Raw genomic sequence first — 22,033 nt, forward strand, 5'->3', positions numbered from 1 at the left:
TCCCTGTAATCTATTAATGTTTTTGCTTACAAAATTGACCTAATAATTGTTTGGCATCACTCTTGGCTGTTTTCGTTGCGGATTCCGTTCCGATACAGGAGGGACAGCCGCTTTCACAAGTGCAATTCTCGATCATTGATATTGTTTCCATCAGGATGACTTCAGAGTTTTCATATACTTTATCACTTAACCCTATGCCACCTGGATAACTATCATAGATGAAAATGGTCGGTTTTTCATTATGCGCTGCCTTAACCTGCGGATACACATGGATATCATGCGGATCGCACATAACATATAGCGGAATCATGTAATTTAGAGCATGGGAGGCTCCTATCATTCCTTGTTCTATTCGATTTTCGTCCCAATTGAATATATCAGAATCCATGGAAAGCATGGCCGAACTCGTATGCAGCTCCATCTCCGGAAGACTGATTGGTCCTGAACCAATATTTTCATGAGTTTCGAATTTGATTTTCTTGAAGATCGTAGGCATTGCCCGGATTGCGACATCACCAAAAGCAGCTGCTGTGGAAGCGAAAGTTCGCTGTTTATCGACTTCCAATACAGACAACTGGACAGCAAGGTTAGCATCCGTATAATAGTCCACATTTACTTCTCGTACATAAGCTTTCTTTTCATCCCAATCAAGTTCTTCCACCTGAAATTGAATTCCCTGGTGCAAATAAATGGCTTCATCGTGGAGAAGGGTCATTGCACTGAACGTATCCATTTCCCCGATGACCCGATTAACCGGTGCATTCGTTTGGTCGATGATCACGACATTTTCCTGTGCCGCTGAACGCAGGCTGATATTGCTTGCGGGAAAAGCATCATTCATCCAATGCCATTTGTCCCCATTCAAGTGTAAGACCCTTTCTTCTGTAAGGAATTCAAGAACGTCCATAATCTCTGTTTCCCCAAAGGTGTCGCCTTTTTTAAATGGCAGCTCATATGCTGCACATTTTACATGATCAACCAGGATCAAAAGATTATCCGGATTGATTCTTGCCGTTTCTGGATTTCTGGTAAAGAAATAGTCGGGATGCTGTACGATATATTGATCAAGGGCACTGGAACTGCCAACCATGATGATCAATGCTTCACCATGCCTTCTTCCCGCACGTCCCGCCTGTTGCCAGGCACTCGAAATGGATCCCGGGTAACCAGTCATTATGCAAACCTGAAGCTGGCCGATATCGACACCCAACTCAAGTGCATTTGTGGATACCACTCCATAAATGGAACCATCCCTAAGGCCTTGTTCAATCTCCCTACGCTGTGTTGGCAGATATCCGCCGCGATAGCCCCTGATTGATTTTGGCCCCAATTGCTTTGACACAAGTTCCTGTAAATATGTCAATAGAATTTCCACACGAACCCTGCTTCGCGCAAAAACGATGGTTTGAATTTTATTTTTCAAAAATTCATTTGCAAGCTTCCTGACTTCCAAAACCGCACTCCTGCGTATGTTCAGCGGTTTATTGACTATTGGGGGATTGTAAAACACAAAATGTTTTTTCCCACTCGGGGCTCCGTTATTATCGATAAGGACCATTTGTTTTTCCGTAAGCTCTTCTGCCAACTCTTTTGGGTTATTGATCGTAGCGGAAGTACAGATGAATACAGGGTCGCTTCCATAAAAATTGCAAATCCTCTTTAACCTTCTAATGACGTTGGCTGTATGACTTCCGAAAACGCCGCGGTAAATATGAAGTTCATCGATGACCACATACTTCAAGTTTTCAAATAAAGAGACCCATTTCGTATGATGGGGCAGGATTCCTGAATGGAGCATATCAGGATTGGTGATCACGATATGTCCGGCCTGGCGGATTTTTTGCCTGATATTTGAAGGTGTGTCCCCGTCGTATGTATAACTATTTATTTCAGCATCCATTTCATGGATCATTTCATTCAATTCGCTTTTTTGATCATAGCTCAGTGCTTTTGTCGGAAAAATATAAAGCGCCCTGGTTTTTTCATCTTCCAGTATTTTTTGAAGGACCGGCAAATTATAGCATAATGTTTTACCAGAAGCAGTAGGTGTGACCGCTACAAGGCTATTGCCGCTGACAGCAGTATCAAATGCAGTAGCCTGATGGGTATACAACCCATTTATCCCCCGTATTTCAAGAGCATGCTTGATCTTATCATTCATTGCTTCGGGAAAAGGAACATGTTTTGCCTCTTTTGCTTCAATGACTTGCCAATGTACTATATTATCTTTAAAATCTTCATTTGTTTTTAGATCCTTGATGACTTCCAGTAAATTTTTTCGCAGTTTCATTTAACCACCTCATACTCCTATTCTACCGAATGAACGTTCTATGCAAAAGGGAAACTATTTCCTATTCAAAAAAAAAGCTAGAAACGTCAACATCTCGTTTCCAGCCCGGTCATTTTTTTCACTTAATTCTTCTCGACAAAGCGAATGATTTCTTCAATTAGTCTGCCTGGAGCTTCCAACATTCCCATATGGCCGCTGCCCTTAAGTATTACTTCATTAATATGGCTCCCTTTTACAGAAAAGGTTTTTTCAACGGGAATCACCTTATCCTTTTCACCTGCAACCAAAAGGACAGGCAACTCCGTATCTTTGAGAACATGATTTCTGTCTATTCTGTTCCTCATGGCATGTAAAGACCCTATCGCACCAATTTCACTTGTTTTATATCCGATTTCCTTTGTATGGTCAATATTGGGATCATCGGAATTAGCGAAAAGCTTTGGTATAAGTCCGTCAATGAAAGCAGGGATTCCCTCACCTTCGATTTTCTCGACTGATTTTAATCGCCCCGCCTTTCCAGTCTCATCATCTGGGAAAGCGGTGGAATGTACCAATGAAAAACCAGACAATTTCCCAGGAAACCTTTCTGCGAATGCCAAGGTGATATATCCCCCAAGCGAGTGACCAAACATATATACCTGTCCGATTTCCAGTTCTTCCAAAAATGACGCAATATCAGCAGCCATATCTTCAATCGAGAAAGACTCCCCTATTTCCTCACTTGCACCATGTCCCCGTAAATCAACGGCAATAACCCGGTATTCTTCCTTTAATCCAGCAATGATGTCACTCCAATATTCATGGCTTCCGCAAAATCCATGGATAAACAACAATGTCTCCCTTCCCTTCCCGGTATCTATGTAGGAAAGCTTGCTATCTGTCATATTAATCCCTCATTTCCTTTATTAATCATTCAGTACCGTTATTCCCTATGGACCTGAATCTGAAACCCAACAGTCCATTCACATTTCTTCATTCCTCACATAGCTTATAGGCAAAGGAATTTTTTAGAAAGGAGCACCGTGATGACCTCTTCTGAAAAAAATAATAACCGGAATCGAATGGAACCCTTTTCCCATTTCATTAACAAAATGGATCGGCTGTTTTCCGAAAGGCCTCCTAAAGGCATGTTGAAATCTCTTGACGATTTCTTCGGTTCGGCGAAAGAACGCAGCTTTCCAGTTGATATTCACGAAACGCATTCAGAATATACCCTTACTGCCACCTTGCCTGGAATTCCACGCAGCCAAATATCAATTGATGTACTGGCCCATGCCGTAACCATATCTGCAAAGCATGTAGATGGAAAGCATAAAAATCAAGGATTGTACCAAAAGGAAGTTTCAACCGGTACTTTTTCAAGAACCATTTCCTTTCCAAAACCGATTGATGAAGCAAATGTGACCGCTCGACATCGCGATGGCATCCTCACGCTTCACCTACCCAAAATCAGGGGGAATCGGATTGAAATCCATTAGGCATGAATAAAAGCAGACTTAAAAAAGTGGCTGGTCACTTGTAAGTCTGCTTTTTTCTTTTATTCACCTTCTATGCTTTGAAGAAGCCTCCTACTCCTTTGACCATTGAAGATACTTGGGAAACTGTATTCATCATTTGTCCAGCTGTGTTCATCATCTTCGTTATATCCATGGAGCCATCTTGTGTTTTGAATTGATTCATGACCGATTTGAAACCCGATGGCTGGGGTTTTTGCATGAACTGCTGCTTTGGATATGGATTATGAGCCTGCTGCTGACTTTGCGGAGGTCTTTTAGCTGGCTGTAACGGATTTGCGAACGGACTAAAAGCTTGCGGCTGAAGATTGGACTGGAGTGGCTGCATGTGTGCCATTGGCTGCATAACACTGTTGCCCGGATAAGCTCCAACAGGCATCGCCTGCTGCGGGACTGGTTGAAATGGGTGATAAGCTGCCTGCTGATAAGGATCATGATATGGCGTCATATAGCCCCCTGTATCCTGGTGATGATATGGATACATAAATGGTTGTTCGAGATTATGATTATTTGGCGGAGGATACGGCATTGGCTGTTGGTATCCTCCCCAATTTTCCGGCATTGATTGAGGAAACTGTCCTTGATTTGGGGAGATTTGGTTATAACCGGATCTCATCATGACAATAAGCCCTCCTCTTTTTCATTACATGGTTCTGATAATATATGAAAAAAGAAGGAATAAAGTGTAGGTGTTTTTATGATAAAATCCGATCGATTTCCATTTTTACATTATTAAGGATGAATTCGATCGACTGGACATGGCTTTTAAATCGCTTATAACTTGTTTTAGGAAAAAATGCCTGAACGGCCACATCAGAAAGGTTATGGGCGGTTTGTTCGATTTGCTCGGGGAAAAGATGCCTAAATTCGGTTTCTTTCATCCACTCCTTCATTCCGGTTTCCCATTCGATGCATACGGTCCTGACCTGATCTGCAAACGGCTTTACTTCAGAAAAGAAATCCTTTTCCTTTCCTTCCAGGCGTACACTTTCATAAATATCATCTGCCTGGTCCGTATATTTAATCAATTGTTCTGTTAACAGCTGCAGTTTTTCTTTTTGCACAATATATTCCTCCGTACATTTGTTTCCCTTAGTATAATCCAGTTCTCCATAAAATGAAATTCCTGCGAATTATACGTGCACTTCAGTGAAAACCTTGTGTTTTATAATTGTTTTTTCCGGAACAATGGAAAAGGAGTGGTTCACACCTTCAGCATTCACCCAATAATCCTCGGCTTTCTCAATGGCTTCCTGGGCTTCATTAACCAAAGTATATTGTTCCGCCCATAGTTTACACCGCACTGTATTTACAGTTTCCCCATATGAAATTTCCAAACGATCCAGGCTGGTACTGATCTCAGCTATCATCCTTAATATCTCTTCTGTTGCGACACTTTTATTGACCATGCTGATCCCTCCCATTCTTTACCTGTACTATTCTTTTTTTTATCTGAAAGCCCTTCATGACTGACAAAACTAGAAGCGAATCGGCAAAGAAAGTGCAATTCACTTAATTTATTATGCCCTTCGACAACAATGGCAGAATGAAGAATGGAGTTTTAAACAAGAATACAGACAGGAGGTGATTTTATGCAGTCGAATGAAAGCAGACAGCAGAAAAACGAAAAACGACAAAAGCCGCCCACTAAAGAGGCAGGAACGGGAAACCCGAAACTTAGTGGAGAAAACCGCCCCTCTACGTAAGTAATAAATACTGAACGATAAACAGGGAAGGCTTCATCGACGCCTTCCCTGTTTCCTATTATAAAATCCAATTTTTGATTATTGCTGCCGTGTGCAGCTGTTTTTGTTTATGATCATACCATTCCGTCAAATGCGGGTCTTCTTCCCATTTGGGTTCAATGAACCATTTTTTTTTAACCTTTTTTTTCATATCCCATTGCTCTGTCCCCCCTGCTTGATGATGAATCAATGGATATACTCCTCTCAGCATAGGGGTTTCATGGTACCTAGGCTTTTTCCGATATTGTTCATAATCATATCTGGCACCCGTTGGTTCAGTCCTGCAGGAAAATTCATAAAATAGTGGAAATAAATCTTCAGAAAATAAAAGCCCAGCCAACCGTTTCCCCAATTCAATCCTTTTATCGATATTTCTAAAATGCGCAACGGACGATCCATACAGTTCTCCATTGCAAGTAGGAAATAAAACAGTGCTAAAATGCATCCAGTCCTGCAGGAAAAATAACAAAGAATGAAAAACGAAGGATTGCTTTTTAATAACCGGTTCTTCAATGATATTTTGTTCATTTATGATAAGCGCAGTGACTAATTTTTCACGATTTCCATGTTTCCAAAAGGAATGCCATTCGTTTTTCATGAATTTGGTAATAAAAAAATAATGACATAAGTGAAACAATGGACGTCCATATTTCGTCGAATAATGATAGAGAAGTAATTGCGGATATGCATCTTGGAATATCCTCCAGTTGGCTTCTTCATAGGTTAGGAATAATTGATGCCTGTATTTAAGGCCAAGTAAATTGGAAAACCAAATCCCTTCAAGATCACACATATTCCAGCCTGCATTCCTGGAAACCATCCCGGCTAAAAATGACCATTGTATTTCTGGATGGATTCTAAAAAATTGTTCATATGCTTTCGTTCTTGATATATTATCCCTATTCCCTTTTGCAGTTTGGGCTTTTATGGATTGGAGCAACTGCTTTTCCGTCTTTAACATTCGCATCTAGCCTTTCTATAGCGATGAATTGTGACATATAGTTGTACATAAATCCTATCGTTCTAAGAAACAATTCTTTTTATTCACATTTTGGATTCTTTTTTTGCTAATATAGATAAGTGAAAAAAGGAGGGGTAAAAGTGGCATTTCATTATCCCAACGGACGAAGATTTGTACCGCAGGCTATGGAAGAAAAGAAAAGTCCACTAAAAAAAATCAGTTACAGCAACCGGGGAAAAACATTGGAAGACGATTTGAACGAAACCAATCAGTATTATTTAGCACACGGCATTGCCGTCATCCATAAAAAACCGACACCCATCCAAATTGTCGATGTCCACTATCCGAAAAGAAGTGCTGCAGTCATTAAAGAAGCTTATTTCAAACAAGCATCGACCACCGATTATAATGGTGTTTATAAAGGAAAGTACATTGATTTTGAGGCAAAGGAAACGAAAAACAGCAGTTCGTTCCCGCTGAAGAATTTTCATGACCATCAAATTGAACATATGAAGCATATCGTTCAGCATGACGGAATTGCGTTTGTCATCATCCGGTTTTCCGCAATGGATGATATATATTTAATGAGTTCCGAACAATTGAGTTTTTATTGGAAGAGAATGAAAGAAGGCGGACGCAAATCTATAACTCTTCAAGAGGTTGAAAGCAGTTCACGAAAGATTACTCTTGGCTTTCAACCGAGAATTGACTATATTAAAGTAGTAGATTCGCTCATCTCAGAAAATTTTTAGTTTTTTAGAAAGGCAGGTTAGCTGTAAAAATGGCTGAAAAATATAATACTAGAGAAGAACGCCGAAAGCAGGGGCAGACTCAAAAAAAGGGACAGAATAAAGGTCCTAAAAAGCCAACCAATATGCTTAAGCGGATTTTCCTTATACTTGTTACAATCGGAATAATAGGCCTGGTTGCCGGAGGAGCTGCAATGGCTTACTTTATAAGCGACGCTCCAGAACTTGACGAAAAGCTTTTGAAAGATCCGGTTACATCAAAGATTCTCGATGAAAATGGTAAATTACTTGCTGAAATCGGAAAGGAAAACCGGGATTATGTAAATTATGAAGACATACCCGATCTTGTCGAAGAAGCTTTCCTCGCAACGGAAGATTCCCGCTTTTATGAGCATCACGGGGTCGATTTCTTACGTCTGGGCAGTGCCGTCATAGCCAACTTCAAAAACGGATTCGGCTCAGAGGGTGCAAGTACATTGACCCAGCAGGTCATCAAGCGGTCTTATTTAACACCTGATAAGACCATTAAAAGGAAAGTCCAGGAAATGTGGCTATCCATACAGCTTGAAAGAAAATATACAAAAGAAGAAATTTTCGAAATGTATGTGAATAAGATTTTCTTTGCAAACCGTGCCAACGGGATCTTAACTGCATCGCAAACTTATTATGGAAAAGATCTTGACGAATTGAAATTGAACGAAGCGGCCATGCTTGTAGGATTACCGCAAAGCCCAAGCAGGTATGACCCGTATAAATACCCTGAACGTGCGAAAGAACGCCGTGATATTGTCCTTCACTTAATGAACAAACATGGATATATCACTGAAACGGAAATGAAAAATGCACAAAGCATCGATATAACAGAAGGACTTCAAGAAATCGATAAGAGCCAAATCGATACGACCGCATATGATGCATTCATCGATTTGGTAATTGAGGAAGTCGGAGATATGGGTGACTATAACGTATTTACCGATGGTTTGGAAATCCAGACGACCATTGATAAAGATGCCCAAGAATATGTTTATAACATGTTGAACAGTGATGAAATCATCAATTATCCAAGTAAAGATCTCCAAGCCGGAGTCACATTACTCGATACAGAAACTGGTGAAATTAAAGCAGTGGGCGGCGGCAGGAATACGACGGTTAAACGCGGCTGGAATTATGCAACGGATGCCAAGCGATCACCTGGTTCGACCATTAAGCCGATTCTGGATTATGGTCCTGCCGTGGAATATTTAAATTGGTCCACCTACCACCAAATCAAGGATGAGGAATACACTTACAGCAATGGAACACCACTTAAAAATGCTTCCGGACGACATTATGGCAATGTAACGACTCGGGAAGCACTGGCACGGTCATTAAATATTCCTGCCCTAAAAACGCTTCAAGCAGTCGGCTTGGACCGTGCACGTGACTTTGCCACTGATCTTGGGATTCCTTTCGACAAGGAAATTACCGAATCGGCAGCATTGGGCGGCGGTAAGGATGTTTCTACACTTGAACTTGCCGGTGCATACAGTTCATTCGGAAACAATGGTATTTATAATGAACCGCATAGTGTGAAAAAGATTGTTTTACGTGATAAAACAACCATCAAAAACAAGACGGAATCAAAACCGGTCATGAAAGATTCGACAGCTTTCATCGTGACGGACATGTTGAAAAGCGTCATGAAAGAACCATATGGAACAGGAAGGTTAGCCAATATACCTAGCCTCCCGGTAGCCGGTAAAACCGGGTCAACCAATTTCACGCCTGAACAGCGTGCAAAGAATAACATCCCATCTTCGGGTGTAAAGGATAGCTGGATGGCAGGTTACACTACCAATTATACAGTCGCAGTTTGGGCTGGTTATGATAATGCATCTGGTGAGCAAATGGAATATCTGGGTGAATCATCTCAAAGAATCCCTAAATACATCTTTAAGAATTTAATGGAACATATGGCTCAATCAAAAGAAACGAAAGACTTTGATCAACCTGACAGTGTTGTGAAGGTTGGAGTCATCAAAGGTTCGAATCCAGCTGTTAAAGCCAATGAATATACACCAAGCAGTAAAATCACTTATGAATATTATGTTAAAGGTCACGAGCCAACACAAGTGACGACAGAATATGAAAAAATCGACTCTCCTGGCATTAACGCTTCTTACAACCAGGAAAGCAATGAAATCAATTTATCATGGTCATATCCTAAAGGTAATGGGAATACCCAATTCGAGGTTATGATGTCTGTTGACGGCGGCGCACAGAGCGTATTGAAAAAATCGAAGGATACTAGTTTAACGATTCCTAATCCAACCCCTGGAAGTAAATATACTTTCTCAGTGGTAGCATTAGTGGATAACCAACAAAGTGATCCTGCGAGTACATCTGTCAAAATACCTGCTGAAGCGGAAGTCCCTGAAGATACTGAGGACGAGAAAATTGAAGATCCGGCCGAAGGTGAGGATACGGAACAAGAAGCTCCGGCTGAAGGCGAAGAAGACAAAAAAGACGAAGACAAAAAAGACGAAGACAAAAATAACAATGGCGAAAACGACAATAACGGTAATAACGGCAATAGCGACAATAACGGCAATAACGGCAATAATGGCAATAATGGCAATAGTGATAATAATGGTAATGGCAACAACACAGATGACGGAAATGGCAATAATGGTGAGGACGTCGAAGGCGGGGACGGTACCACTGACCCTGGAACGGTGGAAGAGGAAAAACCAGTCGAGACCCCTGTTCCCGATCCTAATCCGGACCCAGATCCAAACCAAGATACTGAATAAATATTAATGAAGAATGAACAAAAAAACGTCTAAGCTTTTGGCTTAGACGTTTTTTTGGCTGTTCGTATTTTTGATCATGAACTTCACATATTGTTTTTCAAATTCTCGGAACAACTCACTAAGCTGTCTATAAGAATGAAAAAAAGCGGGTCTAGCTAGGATGAAAGAAAGTCTTTCATCCATGTTCACCGGAATATTGTTAAAAGATTGCATTTGGAACCGGAAATCATTCAATGCCACTGGCTGCCCATGCATCCAGAAGACTGCGGTTAAAAGTAAACCGATACCCTGCTTCATGAGTCCCAAGGTCTGTCCCGCTTTTCGCTCAGAAAATAGCAAACTGCATTCTGAATCAATTCCCTTCCATCTCTCCAGCAGTTCCTTTACATGCATTGACCCTTTCGTCCAAGGAGCATAAGCTTCTACATTATTATAATAAAGTAACTCATACGGGAAAGCCTCGAATGGAATCGTTTCACTCCAAGCTGCATATCGTTCTTTTTCCAAGATGGTTTCCTTTTCAGGAAAAAACAAATGATGGACCAATTCTTCAGGGACTTTTAATGATATGGACTGCGTCAATTGGCTTCTTTCCTTTTCATTCTTTTTTTGCCTTCACGGCATAATTCGAGAAGCGGGCAGGTTTCACATCTTGGTGACTGGGCCTTGCAATGATAGCGTCCAAAGAATATCAGGCGGTGATGCGTAACGGACCACTCATCCTTTGGTATCTTAGCCATCAACGTTTTCTCAACGTCGAGGACACTATCCTTCCAACGGCATAATCCCAGGCGCTTGGAAACACGCTCTACATGGGTATCCACAGCGATCGCAGGCACATCAAAAGCAACGGAAACGACCACATTCGCCGTCTTTCTGCCAACGCCAGGCAATTTAACAAGCTCATCACGATCTCTCGGAACTTCCTTACCGTATTCTTCGATCAACATGCGCGACAGCTTTTGTATATTCTTAGCCTTGTTACGAAACAAACCGATTGAGCGAATGTCATTTTCCAACTCTTCAATCGGAACGCTTATGTAATCCTCAGGCGTTTTATATTTCTGAAATAAATCCTTCGTCACTTTATTGACTAATACATCCGTACACTGAGCTGACAGGGCAACAGCAACCACCAATTCAAATGGATTGGAGTGATTCAGCTCACAATGGGCATCCGGAAACATTTCACCCATCGTATCCAGACAATATCGAATTTGAGCTTTATTCAACATATTGGTTCTCCTTCAATTTACTTTACTGCTCGAGCCAGTTATAGAAAGGCACATCTTTCAATGGTTGTGCAGTTTCCGTCTTTCGGTCCCTCTTTTGATGAACTCTAAATTTTTGTCCTTGCTCCCTTGCCTGTTCCAAGGTTTTAATGCCATTCTTTTTCCACTCGAATAAAATTCGATCAATGTATCGGAAATTCAATTTTCCTGAAATGACAGACTCCCTCAGAGCTGACTTAATGATTTCAGGTTGATGGTCATCCTCCATCCACATTGCCAATGTCTCACATTCAAAGGGAGATAAAGGGCGGCCGAACTCCTGTTCAAAAATCGTATAAAGGCTCTCCCCCGCTTTTTGGATTTCTGCAGACTCTGCCTGTTTCAAGGTTTTCAGGAAACAGTCCATCATTTTTTCATACAGTGGAGACAATGAATATTTTTCCTGCCCGATTTCTTGGCTCCCCTCAACCACCATTTCAACAAATCCCCTTTGGACCAAACGCTGGATCATGAATAGACATTCCGTTTCCTGCAATGTCATTCGGTCAGAAAGTTGGGAGGGTGCTGGGAAATGATTACCTCTATCGATGAAGCTTTGCAATTGTAATAATAGGACCATTTCTTGTTCATTTAGTCCCATTGCACTATAGTTAGTCAACAAAAAGGATGGAATCGTTATCGTTCCTTCCTTAAACCACGCATATAAATGTTCTTTATTCATGTTTTTGGACACCTCTGGTTTAGTATAACATGAATACGGCCCATCGAATAAGTTTATAATTTTAACAAAAAACGGTTATCTGCCAATAGGCAAGATAACCGCTTCATTACGAAATCAAGGATATAATCGATTTAATAGACGAGGGAACGGGATGGTTTCACGTACATGCTCGACTCCACTGATCCATGCTACGGTGCGTTCCAATCCCAAACCGAAGCCTGAATGCGGCACAGAGCCATATTTTCTTAATTCCATATACCATTTGTAAGCATCTTCGCTCAAGCCATGCTCATTGATTCTCTGTTCAAGCAATCCCTGATCATGAATCCGTTCTGAACCGCCAATTATTTCTCCATATCCTTCCGGAGCGATCAAATCGGCACAAAGAACGACTTCTTCCCTTTCAGGATCTGGCTGCATATAGAAAGGTTTGATTTTGGTTGGGTAATGAGTTATGAAAACGGGCTTATCATAACTTTCCGCTATCGCAGTTTCATGCGGAGCTCCAAAATCATCACCCCATTGAATATCATCAAATCCTTGTTCATGAAGGAACTTAATGGCTTCATCATATGTAATGCGCGGGAAAGGAGCTTGGATTTGTTCAAGCTTCGATGTATCACGGCCCAGTGTATTCAACTCAAGCTCGCAGTTTTTCAATACGGATTGGATGATGGAAGAAACGAATTTCTCCTGGACCTCCAGGTTTTCTTTAAATTCGATGAAAGCCATTTCTGGTTCAATCATCCAGAACTCGATTAAGTGTCGTCTTGTTTTGGATTTTTCTGCCCTGAAGGTTGGACCAAAGGAAAATACCTTCCCAAGTGCCATGGCAGCCGCTTCCATATAGAGTTGACCACTTTGTGAAAGGTAAGCATCCTCATCAAAGTATTTAGTCGCGAACAATTCACTTGTTCCCTCTGGTGCGCTTCCCGTTAAAATTGGGGGATCCACTTTAACGAAGCCTTCTTCATTAAAGAATTCATATGTAGCACGGATTATTTCATTCCGGATTTTCATGACTGCATGCTGCCTTTTTGAACGCAGCCACAAATGGCGGTTATCCATTAAAAATTCAGGACCATGCGCTTTAGGTGTAATGGGATAATCCAATGATTCATGAATGATTTCAATATCTTTCACCTGTAATTCAAAACCGAACGGCGAGCGTTCATCCTTTTGAATGACACCTGTTACATACAAGGATGACTCTTGCGAAACCGATTTCGCACGAGCGAAAATCTCTTCACCCACTTCAGCTTTCACGACCACCCCTTGAATAAACCCAGAGCCATCACGTATTTGAAGGAAAGCAATTTTCCCACTGGAACGTTTGCTGGCAAGCCAGCCTCCAATGGTTACTTCTTGATTGACGAATTTGCTAGCATCTTTTATTGTAATTTTCACGGAATTTACCTCCAAAAATAACTTAACTTACTAATGAATTTACTCTACTTATTATACCCATAGCCCTGCTTACAAGCAAATAAATCAATTGATGCGGAGGTTCCATGCCTTTTATATCATTCTTATTATGTTTTTTAGTGTATTCGCTAGATTGCATGGCAGTTTACCATTCTCGAACGCCCATGCTCTTAGGCACGAATACATGATCAAGGACGCTGACTGCGTCGAAGCGACTAGAAAGCGGGTAATCGAAAGGAGTGCCTGTCTTGGCAGCCGTTTCTTCAAAAGACTGTCTGCTGATCATTTTTAATCCCGGCGCATTCATCGGCACAAAGAAAATCAATGCATGGCTTCTATCTCCTTCCCCAAGATCGACAGGAGAATGATTCGTGACAAAATTATATTTCGTAAGTGCTGCAGTAGTTACAACCATTTTAGCTCCGCTTACGATTATTCCATCATCCCGCTCTTCCACGGTACGTACAAATACCCCCTTCATTTTCATGTAGCGGTTTATTCCTCTCCATTGCCGGATTTATAATTGTATGGTTACAGAAGGGAACGTCCCTTGTCGTTTTTTCATACCATCTTTTCGCATTATCTTCAAATCCCTTATAAAAATCGCTATAAGGTCCCAATGATCCTGTAAGTGCAGCTTTGTAATCAGGGGTAGACCCATGAAACCATAACTCAACTTTGACTATTGTGGTATGGCTTCCCTTGCTTCAAGCAGCTCTGTTGCGTTCTTTGAGGCCTTGAAGAACTTATGGGTAGTATGACCTTATGACCTCCATCTGTCTCAGCCGTTAAAATCCGTGCAGTATCCGGGGCATGCAGGGCATCATATAACTGCGCAATTTACCTGGCAGAATTGCGATAGGGGGCGCCACTTCATCTACCTTATCACCGTTCAAGAATACCGTTTGTCCATCTCGTAAACTTTCTAAATACTCTTTGCTATTCATCATCCGAACATCCCCCATCCACAATCTTTGAATTCCTAGCTTCATACTAACTAAATATTCCAGGCATTTTTCTGTTGAAACTCAGCTTTTTTCTAACATTTTTTGTCTAATTATACTGAATAATCTAAAAATGTTGAACTTAAACAAAAAATCATATACGATATCATATATGATTAATTATAAAATCAAGGGGTGAGTGCCATGGCAAAAGCAAGAGTGAAGCTTAAAAAGTCAGATTATTCAGAAGAAGTGGAAATACTGTCGAACCGCTATATTTTAATGAACGGTGTTAAGTATGAGGTATCACGAATCAAGTTGGATAACCCTATTTCAGGAACGGTATATGGAACATTATTAAACTATAAAGGGTCATTGGAAGCATTGAAGGGAAAGATCGACCATCCGCCTTATAATGAACCTCCTAAAGGGCCGATCCTTTATATTAAACCTAGAAACACGTTTTCTTCTTATTCAAATCCAGTTCCCCTTCCAGCCGGCATACCTGAATTGGAAATCGGAGCGGCACTTGGAATAGTGATCAGTAAAACGGCTACAAGAGTCAAGAAAGAACATGCATCGGATTATATAGAAGGTTTTACGATCGCCAATGATATTAGCATTCCTCATGAAAGCGTTTTTCGTCCTGCTATCCGCCATAAAGCCCGTGATGGATTTTGCCCGATCGGTCCATGGGTCGTATCCAAGGAATCCATCTCCAACCCCGACTCTTTAGGACTTCGTGTATATATTAATGGAGAGCTAAGGCAAGAAAATTCAACTTCAAATCTAATTCGCTCCATCCCCCGGCTTATTGAGGATGTAACGGACTTCATGACCTTGAGTACGGGTGACGTCCTTCTAGTTGGAGTTCCTGAGAAAGCACCGCTGGCCAAAGCCAATGATCAAGTCAGGATAGAAATAGACGAAATTGGTTATTTGGAAAATACGATCATTTCCGAGGAAAAATTATCACTGGAGGGGATTTTATGAAGAGAGCCCGTGTAGCCTATGCAGGTGCCATACATCCAGCAAGTGAATATCATGGCCAGCTCCAATTGGCGGATGGCCGGCTTGTCAATGAGCAGGACGTTGTCTGGCTTCCCCCTGTGGAACCACGAACTGTCTTCGCGCTTGGCTTGAATTATGCAGACCATGCGAAGGAGCTAGCTTTTAAAGCCCCGGAAGAACCCCTTGCATTCTTAAAAGGTCCCAATACATTCATCGGCCACCGGGGACAGACAAGGCGGCCTGCTGATGCAGCTTATATGCATTATGAATGTGAACTGGCAGTGGTCATCGGTAAAAAGGCGAAGAACATAAAAAAGGAAGAAGCCTTTAATTATGTAAGTGGATATACGATTGCAAATGATTATGCAATAAGGGATTATCTGGAGAACTACTACCGGCCAAATTTAAAGGTCAAAAATCGTGATACCTGCACCCCCATTGGTCCCTGGCTCGTCGATGCCGAAGATATTCCAGATCCTTCGAATCTTGCCATCAAAACTTACGTCAACGGAAAATTGACTCAGCAAGGCAACACGAAAGACATGATTTTCGGCATTGCTGATTTAATCGAATATTTCAGCAGCTTCATGACATTGAGTCCAAACGATATCATATTGACAGGCACACCTGAAGGCTTGGCGGATACTGCTGTAGGCGATGAAATCATCACTGAAATTGAAGGTATCGGAAAACTCGTTAGCACAATAGTCGGGGACGATGTATTTACTGAAAACGGGGATCGGCTCCACCTAAAAATTAACAAATAATGGAGGGGATTAACCATATGCCTCATATAATTATTGAATATACGGATAATATCAAAGATGAAATCCAGATTGACGGCTTATTAAGAAAGGTGAATGATGTACTGATATCCTATCCCACCATCTTTCCGATTGGCGGGATTCGATCCCGAGCCATTGAATTGAAGCATTATCGTGTTGCCGATGGTACAGAGGATGATGCTTTTGTTCATGCCATACTAAAAATTGGCGCTGGACGCCAGGACAGTGATAAAACAAAAGTATGTGACCACCTTTTTGAAACGTTGGAGTCCCATTTGGCATCCCTCTTTTCAAAAAGATACTTTGCCCTCTCCATGGAACTTGCGGAATTCAGTGATTTTGGCACATATAAAAAGAATAATATCCATAATCGATATAATAAATGAACAAAGTTTTCATATTTAAAGCCTTCCACATCATCGGGAAGGCCTTTAAATTAACATTCTTTGCCACCGCTACCTGGCTTAGTTGATTTCTGCAAGGTTTTCAGTGCGGTTCAAGAACTCTTTGACACGGTCCACATATTCTTGTTTATCATAGCCGTTATATAAAGCGCTTGCCATACGGACCGGATCCCCAAAAAAGAACCTTTCGTACAGCGTTTGCCTGGATCCAAATGAACTCATGCATACATCCCATGCAAGACGGTACAATTTAACCCTGTCATACGCTCCACCATTCGCGGCTTGAAGATATTTATCCAAATCCGGTCGAAGCTCCGAATTGAAATCCGCTTCATTTGGTATCGCCATTAAGCCACTAGCTCCAAGAAGCTGCATTATTTCACTGAATCTAGGGTAAATCTTCGGATAATAATTACGGGCTATGTTTAAAGGTGTGAAATCGGGTGTCATCATTCCCCACTTATCCACTTTCGCATTTGCCTCCGAAGCTGTAATGAAAGCCTTTACCGTTTCAAGCGCTATGATGACTTCCGAGACTTTCTCCTGAACATGCTGGTATTGCCCGATATTGATTGTTTCCACCATTAGCTGCAAAATCCCCAGAATGAACTCGGTTTTAGCGATATTCTTCGATACCACCTGATGGGTCATATGAACAACGGCATTGCTTTCATTATAAGCCTGGTTGCAAATGCTGACATCCCCATATGCAAATACCCGATTCCAAGGTACGACTACATCATCAAAAACGATAATCGTATCCATTTCCTCAAATCTTGAACCAAGGGGATGGTCAAAATGCGATTTGCCATAGTCGAATGATTCACGACAGATAAATTTCAACCCCGGAGTATTATTTGGTATGGAGAAGGCGAATGCATAAGGGTTTTCTTCTTCTGATTGTTTAAGCAATGTGGAAGGGAAAACCATGATTTCATCCGTTATTCCTCCTTGTGTAGCTAATAATCTTGCACCCTTTATAATTAGTCCTTCTGAATTCTTGCCGGCAATCCTTGCAGCGATGTAAGGATCCGGAAGCTTTGCGGCACTAACTCCCCTATTAACCTGGGGTTGAATCAAGGTATGTGTCAACGACAAATCCTTTTCCCGGCAAAGCTCATAATAGTCTTTCATATTTTTAGCAAATGCCGAATCCTGAGTACCGAACATATCAGCTGCAGTACCGTACGCCATCATCCCACTGTTGATATAGTCAGGGGAACGTCCCATCATTCCATTATTATGTCTTGCCCATTCTTGAATCATTTTCCTCCTCTTTTCAAGGTCTTCCTTAGTCCGCGGCTGCATGAATGAGGTTCCTACTCTTTCGTTTGAAGTTGGTGAAATATAAGTCATGATGTCATGTTTCTCAGAATCATGCTGCAAATCATATAATTCGGCCTGTGTTTTCATGACCCCTTTAAAAGCTGGGTGTTGACTGATCTTATCTTTTACTTGCTCTCCATTGATCCATACATTCGCCTTTGCTTTGTCTACCCTATCGATATATTCTTTACCTGTTTTAGCCGGCATAATTACATCCCCCTTAACACTAAAATGATAAAGCGCTTACAATTAAATAAATTCCAAATATTGAATTAATTACTATAACAAAATATACCATGTGTTATGATATATATATAATACTTAAAAAATTCAATATGTATATGTTAATCATATGTATGAGGTGTATATAATGGACATCCGGCAGTTAAAATATTTTGTGACGATCGTTCAGGAAGGGCAAATAACCAAAGCCGCAAAAAAATTACATATGGCTCAACCGCCTCTTAGCCAGCAACTTAAAATGATGGAAATGGAAATCGGTGAAAAACTGTTCGATCGGAATGGAAAGAAACTTGAACTCACTGAAACTGGCAAGGTCCTTTATAAAAAAGCTGAAGCATTATTAAACCAGTTCGAAGAATCGCTGCTGGAAGTGAAGGAAGTCAGTAAAGGGGTAAAGGGCACTCTTTCCATAGGGTCAGTAAAAACTTGCTTTTCTTACATTCCGCAAAGGATGAGAACCTTTAGAGTTAAATACCCTGACATACGTTTCAAGTTAATGGAAGGTGATACGTTCCGTTTGACAGAAGGCTTAATAAACAGGGAAATCGAGTTGGCCATTGTAAGGCTTCCTATTAACGGTAAGCAATTCTCATCGATTAACCTTCCGCCGGAAGACTTTGTGCTTGTCACCCCAAAAGGTTGGGATATCCCAGACTCGATCGAATTCAAACAAATTAAGGAATATCCCCTCTTATTGCTGCATAGGGTTAGCGGACAAGGTACCTACGAACTTATAGTGGATGAATGCTTAAGACATGGATTTGACCCTACGATTGTATGTGAATGTCCTGATGCTGCAATGATCTTATCTTTAGTGAAGGAAGGAGTAGGCGCTACCATCATGCCACGTACCACGTCCAAATCGTTTTCAACCCAGGGGATAAAAATAGTCGAATTGATAGATTGTGAAGTTCAATCGGAAGCCGCCCTTATTTGGCTCGAAGATCGCTACCTTTCTAAAGGCGCCGTCAAATTCCTAGAAACTTTTTCTGAATGAATGCCCAGTTATCCTTGAATATTAGTGCGCCTGTACTTCTTTCTAATAATCTTTTGTATTCGTTCGAATTTCTATATCCATTGAAAAGAAAAAAGCAACCCATCAGGAGATGGCTGCTTTTTCAAATCCATTCACAAGTGCATTGACCTGCGCTTTATTTATAGGCATGCCTTTACTTCATTCAATGTCGTAAAACACCTTTAACATCATGACCGGTATGGGACTTTACCAGGATTTCATTATAATTGTCTTTTGCAACCGTTTTTAGACCGGTCCTGCGATTACCGACCAAGGCACCTAAATAGCAGGCGATGAATCCAAGCGGAATGGAAACGATTCCTGGTGAATTCAAAGGGAAAATCGGCTCACCTGTCATAATCGTTGCTCCAGGGACCGGGTTCCAGACATTTGGACTGAGGGCCACGAGCAAAAGTGTACCAAAAAGACCTGTCATCATACCGACTATCGCTCCAGTTTTATTGAATTTTTTCCAATAGATCGTTAGAAGGATTACTGGCAAATTCGAACTGGCGGCCAATGTAAAGGCGATAGATGCCAGAAACGCTACATTGAATTCCTGCAGACCTAATGATAAAACAATCGTAAGTGCAGTCACACCAATGGAAGCCCATCTAGCCATCGTCATTTGCTGTTTTTCCGTCGCTTTTCCATCTTTTAATATTTCATTATAAAAATCATGTGAAAATGCCGTAGCACCTGTTAAAACGATTCCTGCAACTACTGCGAGTATCGTTGCGAAGGAAACGGCCGCAATAAATGCGAATAAGATGTCCCCGCCCACAAGTTGGGCCAATAGAGGTGCAGCCATGTTACCTGCTGGATTAGCGGCCATGATATTCGATGTTCCGACCAACTTCGCAGCACCGAATCCGAGAAAAATGACCATGATATGAAAAGCACCCATAATCCACATCACCCAAACAACCGATTTTCTTGCCACTCGTGCATTCGGGACAGTCAAAAAACGTATTAAAATGTGAGGCAGACCTGCCGTTCCCAAAATCAGGCCCAATGACAAGGAAGCTGCATCCCATCCACTGGCATACTTAATACCTGCCTTCAGGTAATCTGCACCCATTGGTGTTGCTGTTTTCATATCCGTGAAAATTCCGATGAAACTAAAATTCAACTTCCACATGACGATCATGAATAATATAAACACTCCGCCTATCAGCAGGATCGCTTTAATGATCTGCACCCAGCTCGTCGCCGTCATCCCCCCGAATAGAACAAATACCAACATTACAATACCTACGATGATGACAGAGGTATTATACGGGATGTCCAAAAGCAATTTAAATAAAGCACCTGCAGCAACAAGTTGCCCCAGCATGTACATGACTGATATCACCAGGGTATTAAAAGCGGTCACTCCCCGGACCTGTTTATATTTAAACCTTGCAGTAACCATATCAGCCAATGTGTATTTCCCTAAGTTCCTTAATGGCTCAGCCACTAGGAATAACACGACAAGAAATGAAACAAGTGCTCCATACATCAGGAAAAATCCATCATATCCAGTTAAGGAAAATGCCCCAATCAACCCTAAAAACGTGGAAGCCGACATAAAATCCCCGGCCAATGCAAGTCCATTTTGCCTAGCGGTCAACCCGCCCCCGGCCGTATAAAAGGAGCCTGCCGTTTTAGTTTTTTTGGAAGCGAAATACGTGATGAAAAGCGTACCCATCGACATTAGCGCAAAGAGAATGATAACTGTCCAATTCATGATTCAAAGCCCTTCTTTCTCGATGATTTCTTTTATTTGTTCATCGATTCTTTCAGATTTCCTTACATATATGCTGCAAACCCATACAGACATAACCGTAATGGAGACACCGTACACCCACGCCCATGTTATGTCCCCAATGAAAGGGTGATCCAGGATATCTGTGTAAAAAACTAAGAAGGGCAAAAGCAGGGAATATCCCATAAATAAAATCGTAAAAGGGATGACGAACTTCTTTTTATCGGAAAGCATATTCTGAAACTCTTTCGAGGCAACAATTTTTTCATAATCCACTAGATCAGTTTGTTCCGATTCTTCAAGTTTTTTTTCCAGCCGAACCATCTCTTCACACCTCTTCTGATCTTTATTTTTTCCAAGGACGGTCCTGGTAGTATTCCTCCGATGTCAGCCGCATTCTTCAATGGCAAATTCTTCCTACATCCCAAAATCCCTACAATCCAACAGTTACAAATAGGGCAGCAGTAAGCTCCCACTGCTGCCCTGTCCCAGACCATATCTTTTAGAAGGCTTGCAATTTGGCAATAGACTTGGCTCGCCTATCCTTCATCTATTTCACTTTTCCATTTGATATGAATCTTCTTTCCTTTCAAAGGAAGAGAATCATTGAAATGTAAGTGCCAACTCCCTTGAAATGATCCGTCCATCATTTGATGGGCTATTCCTTCATTAATATTTCCTTCGGTATGGATTTCGATTTAATACACACCGGGCGGGGGGTGTCAGGAATGCTTCTGACAATGTAACGATGATGTGTTGATTATCCTCGGAATCGATTGTCCCTTGACTTTCAAAATATGAGCCAAGATATGACGGGATATCAGCGAACCGACTTTCCGCAATCAAGTTTCTAAGCTTAGTGGAACTTACTTTTTCATGGTCAATTTCTAATTTCTTCATTTCCGTCACTTCAAAAAATCGCTTACCTTCGATTTTCAGCGTTTCCATATTCCCTTCCCCTTTATGCCCATACCGGAAATCGAATTCAGCCACGGCATGTTTGCTTTAAATCCAAATAGAAAATCCTCGATAAAATCAGAAGGTGAAAGATGGGCAAATGCGGAATCGAAGTACAAGTCTATCAAGGTATCTACTAAATCCTGCATAGTTTTGCTTTTTGCTCTTAAGG

Annotated in this window: 22 protein-coding genes and 1 pseudogene; 7 read left to right on the forward strand and 16 right to left on the reverse strand. The window is 41.3% G+C overall.

The genetic code is table 11. The features are described from left to right. Positions 1-13: 13 nt before the first annotated feature. Both J7I90_RS12375 and J7I90_RS12380 read right to left on the reverse strand, forming a co-directional pair. On the reverse strand, positions 14-2,290 hold the full coding sequence (locus J7I90_RS12375; protein WP_214771978.1) for a DEAD/DEAH box helicase: 2,277 nt from the start codon (positions 2,288-2,290) through the stop codon (positions 14-16). Between the two features lie 122 nt (positions 2,291-2,412). Next, positions 2,413-3,174 carry an alpha/beta fold hydrolase gene (locus tag J7I90_RS12380; protein ID WP_214771980.1) on the reverse strand — a complete coding sequence of 254 codons (762 nt, stop codon included), beginning with the start codon at positions 3,172-3,174 and terminating at the stop codon, positions 2,413-2,415. 207 nt (positions 3,175-3,381) lie between these two features. Between J7I90_RS12380 and J7I90_RS12385 the strand changes: the two genes are divergently transcribed. After that, the gene (locus J7I90_RS12385) at positions 3,382-3,768 is read left to right on the forward strand and encodes an Hsp20/alpha crystallin family protein (RefSeq protein ID WP_214771982.1); all 387 of its coding nucleotides are present in this window, start codon (positions 3,382-3,384) and stop codon (positions 3,766-3,768) included. A 70-nt stretch (positions 3,769-3,838) separates the two neighbouring features. Here the strand turns inward: J7I90_RS12385 and J7I90_RS12390 are convergent, their stop codons facing one another. The 4 genes from J7I90_RS12390 to J7I90_RS12405 all read right to left on the reverse strand — a co-directional run bounded on the left by J7I90_RS12390 (position 3,839) and on the right by J7I90_RS12405 (position 6,510). Beyond that, complete coding sequence (locus J7I90_RS12390; RefSeq protein ID WP_251025246.1) at positions 3,839-4,423, reverse strand: YppG family protein; 585 nt, start codon at positions 4,421-4,423, stop codon at positions 3,839-3,841. Positions 4,424-4,499: 76 nt separating this feature from the next. Next, positions 4,500-4,868 (reverse strand): YppE family protein, encoded by a 369-nt coding sequence (locus J7I90_RS12395; protein WP_214771985.1) that lies wholly within the window; start codon positions 4,866-4,868, stop codon positions 4,500-4,502. Positions 4,869-4,937: 69 nt separating this feature from the next. Further along, positions 4,938-5,213 (reverse strand): hypothetical protein, encoded by a 276-nt coding sequence (locus J7I90_RS12400; RefSeq protein ID WP_214771987.1) that lies wholly within the window; start codon positions 5,211-5,213, stop codon positions 4,938-4,940. Between the two features lie 355 nt (positions 5,214-5,568). Beyond that, complete coding sequence (locus J7I90_RS12405) at positions 5,569-6,510, reverse strand: DUF2515 family protein (protein ID WP_251025247.1); 942 nt, start codon at positions 6,508-6,510, stop codon at positions 5,569-5,571. 140 nt (positions 6,511-6,650) lie between these two features. Here J7I90_RS12405 and recU point away from each other — a divergent pair, with 140 nt between their 5' ends. Both recU and J7I90_RS12415 read left to right on the forward strand, forming a co-directional pair. Next, on the forward strand, positions 6,651-7,262 hold the full coding sequence (gene recU / locus J7I90_RS12410; RefSeq protein ID WP_034307899.1) for a Holliday junction resolvase RecU: 612 nt from the start codon (positions 6,651-6,653) through the stop codon (positions 7,260-7,262). Between the two features lie 29 nt (positions 7,263-7,291). Then, positions 7,292-10,051: a PBP1A family penicillin-binding protein gene (locus J7I90_RS12415; protein ID WP_214771991.1), complete on the forward strand. Its 2,760-nt coding sequence runs from the start codon at positions 7,292-7,294 to the stop codon at positions 10,049-10,051. Positions 10,052-10,093: 42 nt separating this feature from the next. Here the strand turns inward: J7I90_RS12415 and J7I90_RS12420 are convergent, their stop codons facing one another. The 6 genes and pseudogenes from J7I90_RS12420 to J7I90_RS27380 all read right to left on the reverse strand — a co-directional run bounded on the left by J7I90_RS12420 (position 10,094) and on the right by J7I90_RS27380 (position 14,421). After that, on the reverse strand, positions 10,094-10,633 hold the full coding sequence (locus tag J7I90_RS12420) for a YpoC family protein (protein WP_214771993.1): 540 nt from the start codon (positions 10,631-10,633) through the stop codon (positions 10,094-10,096). Further along, positions 10,630-11,286 carry an endonuclease III gene (gene nth, locus J7I90_RS12425; RefSeq protein ID WP_063593994.1) on the reverse strand — a complete coding sequence of 219 codons (657 nt, stop codon included), beginning with the start codon at positions 11,284-11,286 and terminating at the stop codon, positions 10,630-10,632. Before nth ends, J7I90_RS12420 begins: the two co-directional genes overlap by 4 nt. 22 nt (positions 11,287-11,308) lie before the next feature. After that, entirely contained in the window at positions 11,309-12,004 is a 696-nt protein-coding gene (locus J7I90_RS12430; RefSeq protein ID WP_214771995.1) for a DnaD domain-containing protein, read from the reverse strand. Positions 12,005-12,118: 114 nt separating this feature from the next. Then, positions 12,119-13,411, reverse strand: a complete 1,293-nt coding sequence (gene asnS / locus J7I90_RS12435) for an asparagine--tRNA ligase (protein WP_214771997.1) — start codon at positions 13,409-13,411, stop codon at positions 12,119-12,121. 163 nt (positions 13,412-13,574) lie between these two features. Continuing rightward, positions 13,575-14,049, reverse strand: a pseudogene (locus tag J7I90_RS27375) (4-hydroxyphenylacetate 3-hydroxylase N-terminal domain-containing protein). Between the two features lie 168 nt (positions 14,050-14,217). Further along, positions 14,218-14,421: a hypothetical protein gene (locus tag J7I90_RS27380; RefSeq protein ID WP_251025248.1), complete on the reverse strand. Its 204-nt coding sequence runs from the start codon at positions 14,419-14,421 to the stop codon at positions 14,218-14,220. Positions 14,422-14,577: 156 nt separating this feature from the next. Here J7I90_RS27380 and J7I90_RS12445 point away from each other — a divergent pair, with 156 nt between their 5' ends. The 3 genes from J7I90_RS12445 to J7I90_RS12455 are packed head-to-tail and all read left to right on the forward strand — an operon-like array spanning position 14,578 to position 16,555. Then, positions 14,578-15,366, forward strand: coding sequence for a fumarylacetoacetate hydrolase family protein (locus J7I90_RS12445; RefSeq protein WP_214771999.1), 789 nt, complete (start codon positions 14,578-14,580; stop codon positions 15,364-15,366). Next, positions 15,363-16,151 (forward strand): fumarylacetoacetate hydrolase family protein, encoded by a 789-nt coding sequence (locus tag J7I90_RS12450; protein ID WP_214772002.1) that lies wholly within the window; start codon positions 15,363-15,365, stop codon positions 16,149-16,151. The genes J7I90_RS12445 and J7I90_RS12450 overlap by 4 nt, the downstream gene beginning before the upstream one ends. Positions 16,152-16,168: 17 nt before the next feature. After that, entirely contained in the window at positions 16,169-16,555 is a 387-nt protein-coding gene (locus tag J7I90_RS12455) for a 5-carboxymethyl-2-hydroxymuconate Delta-isomerase (protein ID WP_214772004.1), read from the forward strand. A 78-nt stretch (positions 16,556-16,633) separates the two neighbouring features. On the opposite strand, the gene hpaB is transcribed toward J7I90_RS12455, so the two are convergent. Continuing rightward, positions 16,634-18,106 (reverse strand): 4-hydroxyphenylacetate 3-monooxygenase, oxygenase component, encoded by a 1,473-nt coding sequence (hpaB, locus tag J7I90_RS12460; protein WP_214772006.1) that lies wholly within the window; start codon positions 18,104-18,106, stop codon positions 16,634-16,636. Positions 18,107-18,269: 163 nt separating this feature from the next. Here hpaB and J7I90_RS12465 point away from each other — a divergent pair, with 163 nt between their 5' ends. After that, complete coding sequence (locus J7I90_RS12465; RefSeq protein ID WP_214772008.1) at positions 18,270-19,139, forward strand: LysR family transcriptional regulator; 870 nt, start codon at positions 18,270-18,272, stop codon at positions 19,137-19,139. Between the two features lie 181 nt (positions 19,140-19,320). On the opposite strand, the gene J7I90_RS12470 is transcribed toward J7I90_RS12465, so the two are convergent. The 3 genes from J7I90_RS12470 to J7I90_RS12480 all read right to left on the reverse strand — a co-directional run bounded on the left by J7I90_RS12470 (position 19,321) and on the right by J7I90_RS12480 (position 21,897). Continuing rightward, positions 19,321-20,886, reverse strand: coding sequence for a solute symporter family protein (locus J7I90_RS12470; RefSeq protein WP_214772010.1), 1,566 nt, complete (start codon positions 20,884-20,886; stop codon positions 19,321-19,323). Between the two features lie 3 nt (positions 20,887-20,889). Next, complete coding sequence (locus J7I90_RS12475; RefSeq protein ID WP_053535567.1) at positions 20,890-21,228, reverse strand: DUF485 domain-containing protein; 339 nt, start codon at positions 21,226-21,228, stop codon at positions 20,890-20,892. Between the two features lie 345 nt (positions 21,229-21,573). Beyond that, the gene (locus J7I90_RS12480) at positions 21,574-21,897 is read right to left on the reverse strand and encodes a nucleotidyl transferase family protein (RefSeq protein WP_214772012.1); all 324 of its coding nucleotides are present in this window, start codon (positions 21,895-21,897) and stop codon (positions 21,574-21,576) included. Positions 21,898-22,033 lie beyond the last annotated feature (136 nt).

Source organism: Bacillus sp. ISL-57 (genome assembly GCF_018613135.1).
Classification (GTDB): Bacteria; Bacillota; Bacilli; order Bacillales; family DSM-1321; genus Peribacillus; species Peribacillus frigoritolerans.

Coding starts and splice junctions, on each gene's coding strand:
- J7I90_RS12380 (WP_214771980.1), bottom strand. CDS start 3,174: ATGACAGATAGCAAGCTTTCCTACATAGATACCGGGAAGGGAAGGGAG.
- J7I90_RS27380 (WP_251025248.1), bottom strand. CDS start 14,421: ATGAAGCTAGGAATTCAAAGATTGTGGATGGGGGATGTTCGGATGATG.
- J7I90_RS12450 (WP_214772002.1), top strand. CDS start 15,363: ATGAAGAGAGCCCGTGTAGCCTATGCAGGTGCCATACATCCAGCAAGT.
- J7I90_RS12405 (WP_251025247.1), bottom strand. CDS start 6,510: ATGTTAAAGACGGAAAAGCAGTTGCTCCAATCCATAAAAGCCCAAACT.
- hpaB (WP_214772006.1), bottom strand. CDS start 18,106: ATGCCGGCTAAAACAGGTAAAGAATATATCGATAGGGTAGACAAAGCA.
- J7I90_RS12445 (WP_214771999.1), top strand. CDS start 14,578: ATGGCAAAAGCAAGAGTGAAGCTTAAAAAGTCAGATTATTCAGAAGAA.
- J7I90_RS12470 (WP_214772010.1), bottom strand. CDS start 20,886: ATGAATTGGACAGTTATCATTCTCTTTGCGCTAATGTCGATGGGTACG.
- J7I90_RS12475 (WP_053535567.1), bottom strand. CDS start 21,228: ATGGTTCGGCTGGAAAAAAAACTTGAAGAATCGGAACAAACTGATCTA.
- J7I90_RS12390 (WP_251025246.1), bottom strand. CDS start 4,423: ATGATGAGATCCGGTTATAACCAAATCTCCCCAAATCAAGGACAGTTT.
- J7I90_RS12375 (WP_214771978.1), bottom strand. CDS start 2,290: ATGAAACTGCGAAAAAATTTACTGGAAGTCATCAAGGATCTAAAAACA.
- J7I90_RS12385 (WP_214771982.1), top strand. CDS start 3,382: ATGGATCGGCTGTTTTCCGAAAGGCCTCCTAAAGGCATGTTGAAATCT.
- J7I90_RS12415 (WP_214771991.1), top strand. CDS start 7,292: ATGGCTGAAAAATATAATACTAGAGAAGAACGCCGAAAGCAGGGGCAG.
- nth (WP_063593994.1), bottom strand. CDS start 11,286: ATGTTGAATAAAGCTCAAATTCGATATTGTCTGGATACGATGGGTGAA.
- J7I90_RS12465 (WP_214772008.1), top strand. CDS start 18,270: ATGGACATCCGGCAGTTAAAATATTTTGTGACGATCGTTCAGGAAGGG.
- J7I90_RS12455 (WP_214772004.1), top strand. CDS start 16,169: ATGCCTCATATAATTATTGAATATACGGATAATATCAAAGATGAAATC.
- J7I90_RS12430 (WP_214771995.1), bottom strand. CDS start 12,004: ATGAATAAAGAACATTTATATGCGTGGTTTAAGGAAGGAACGATAACG.
- J7I90_RS12400 (WP_214771987.1), bottom strand. CDS start 5,213: ATGGTCAATAAAAGTGTCGCAACAGAAGAGATATTAAGGATGATAGCT.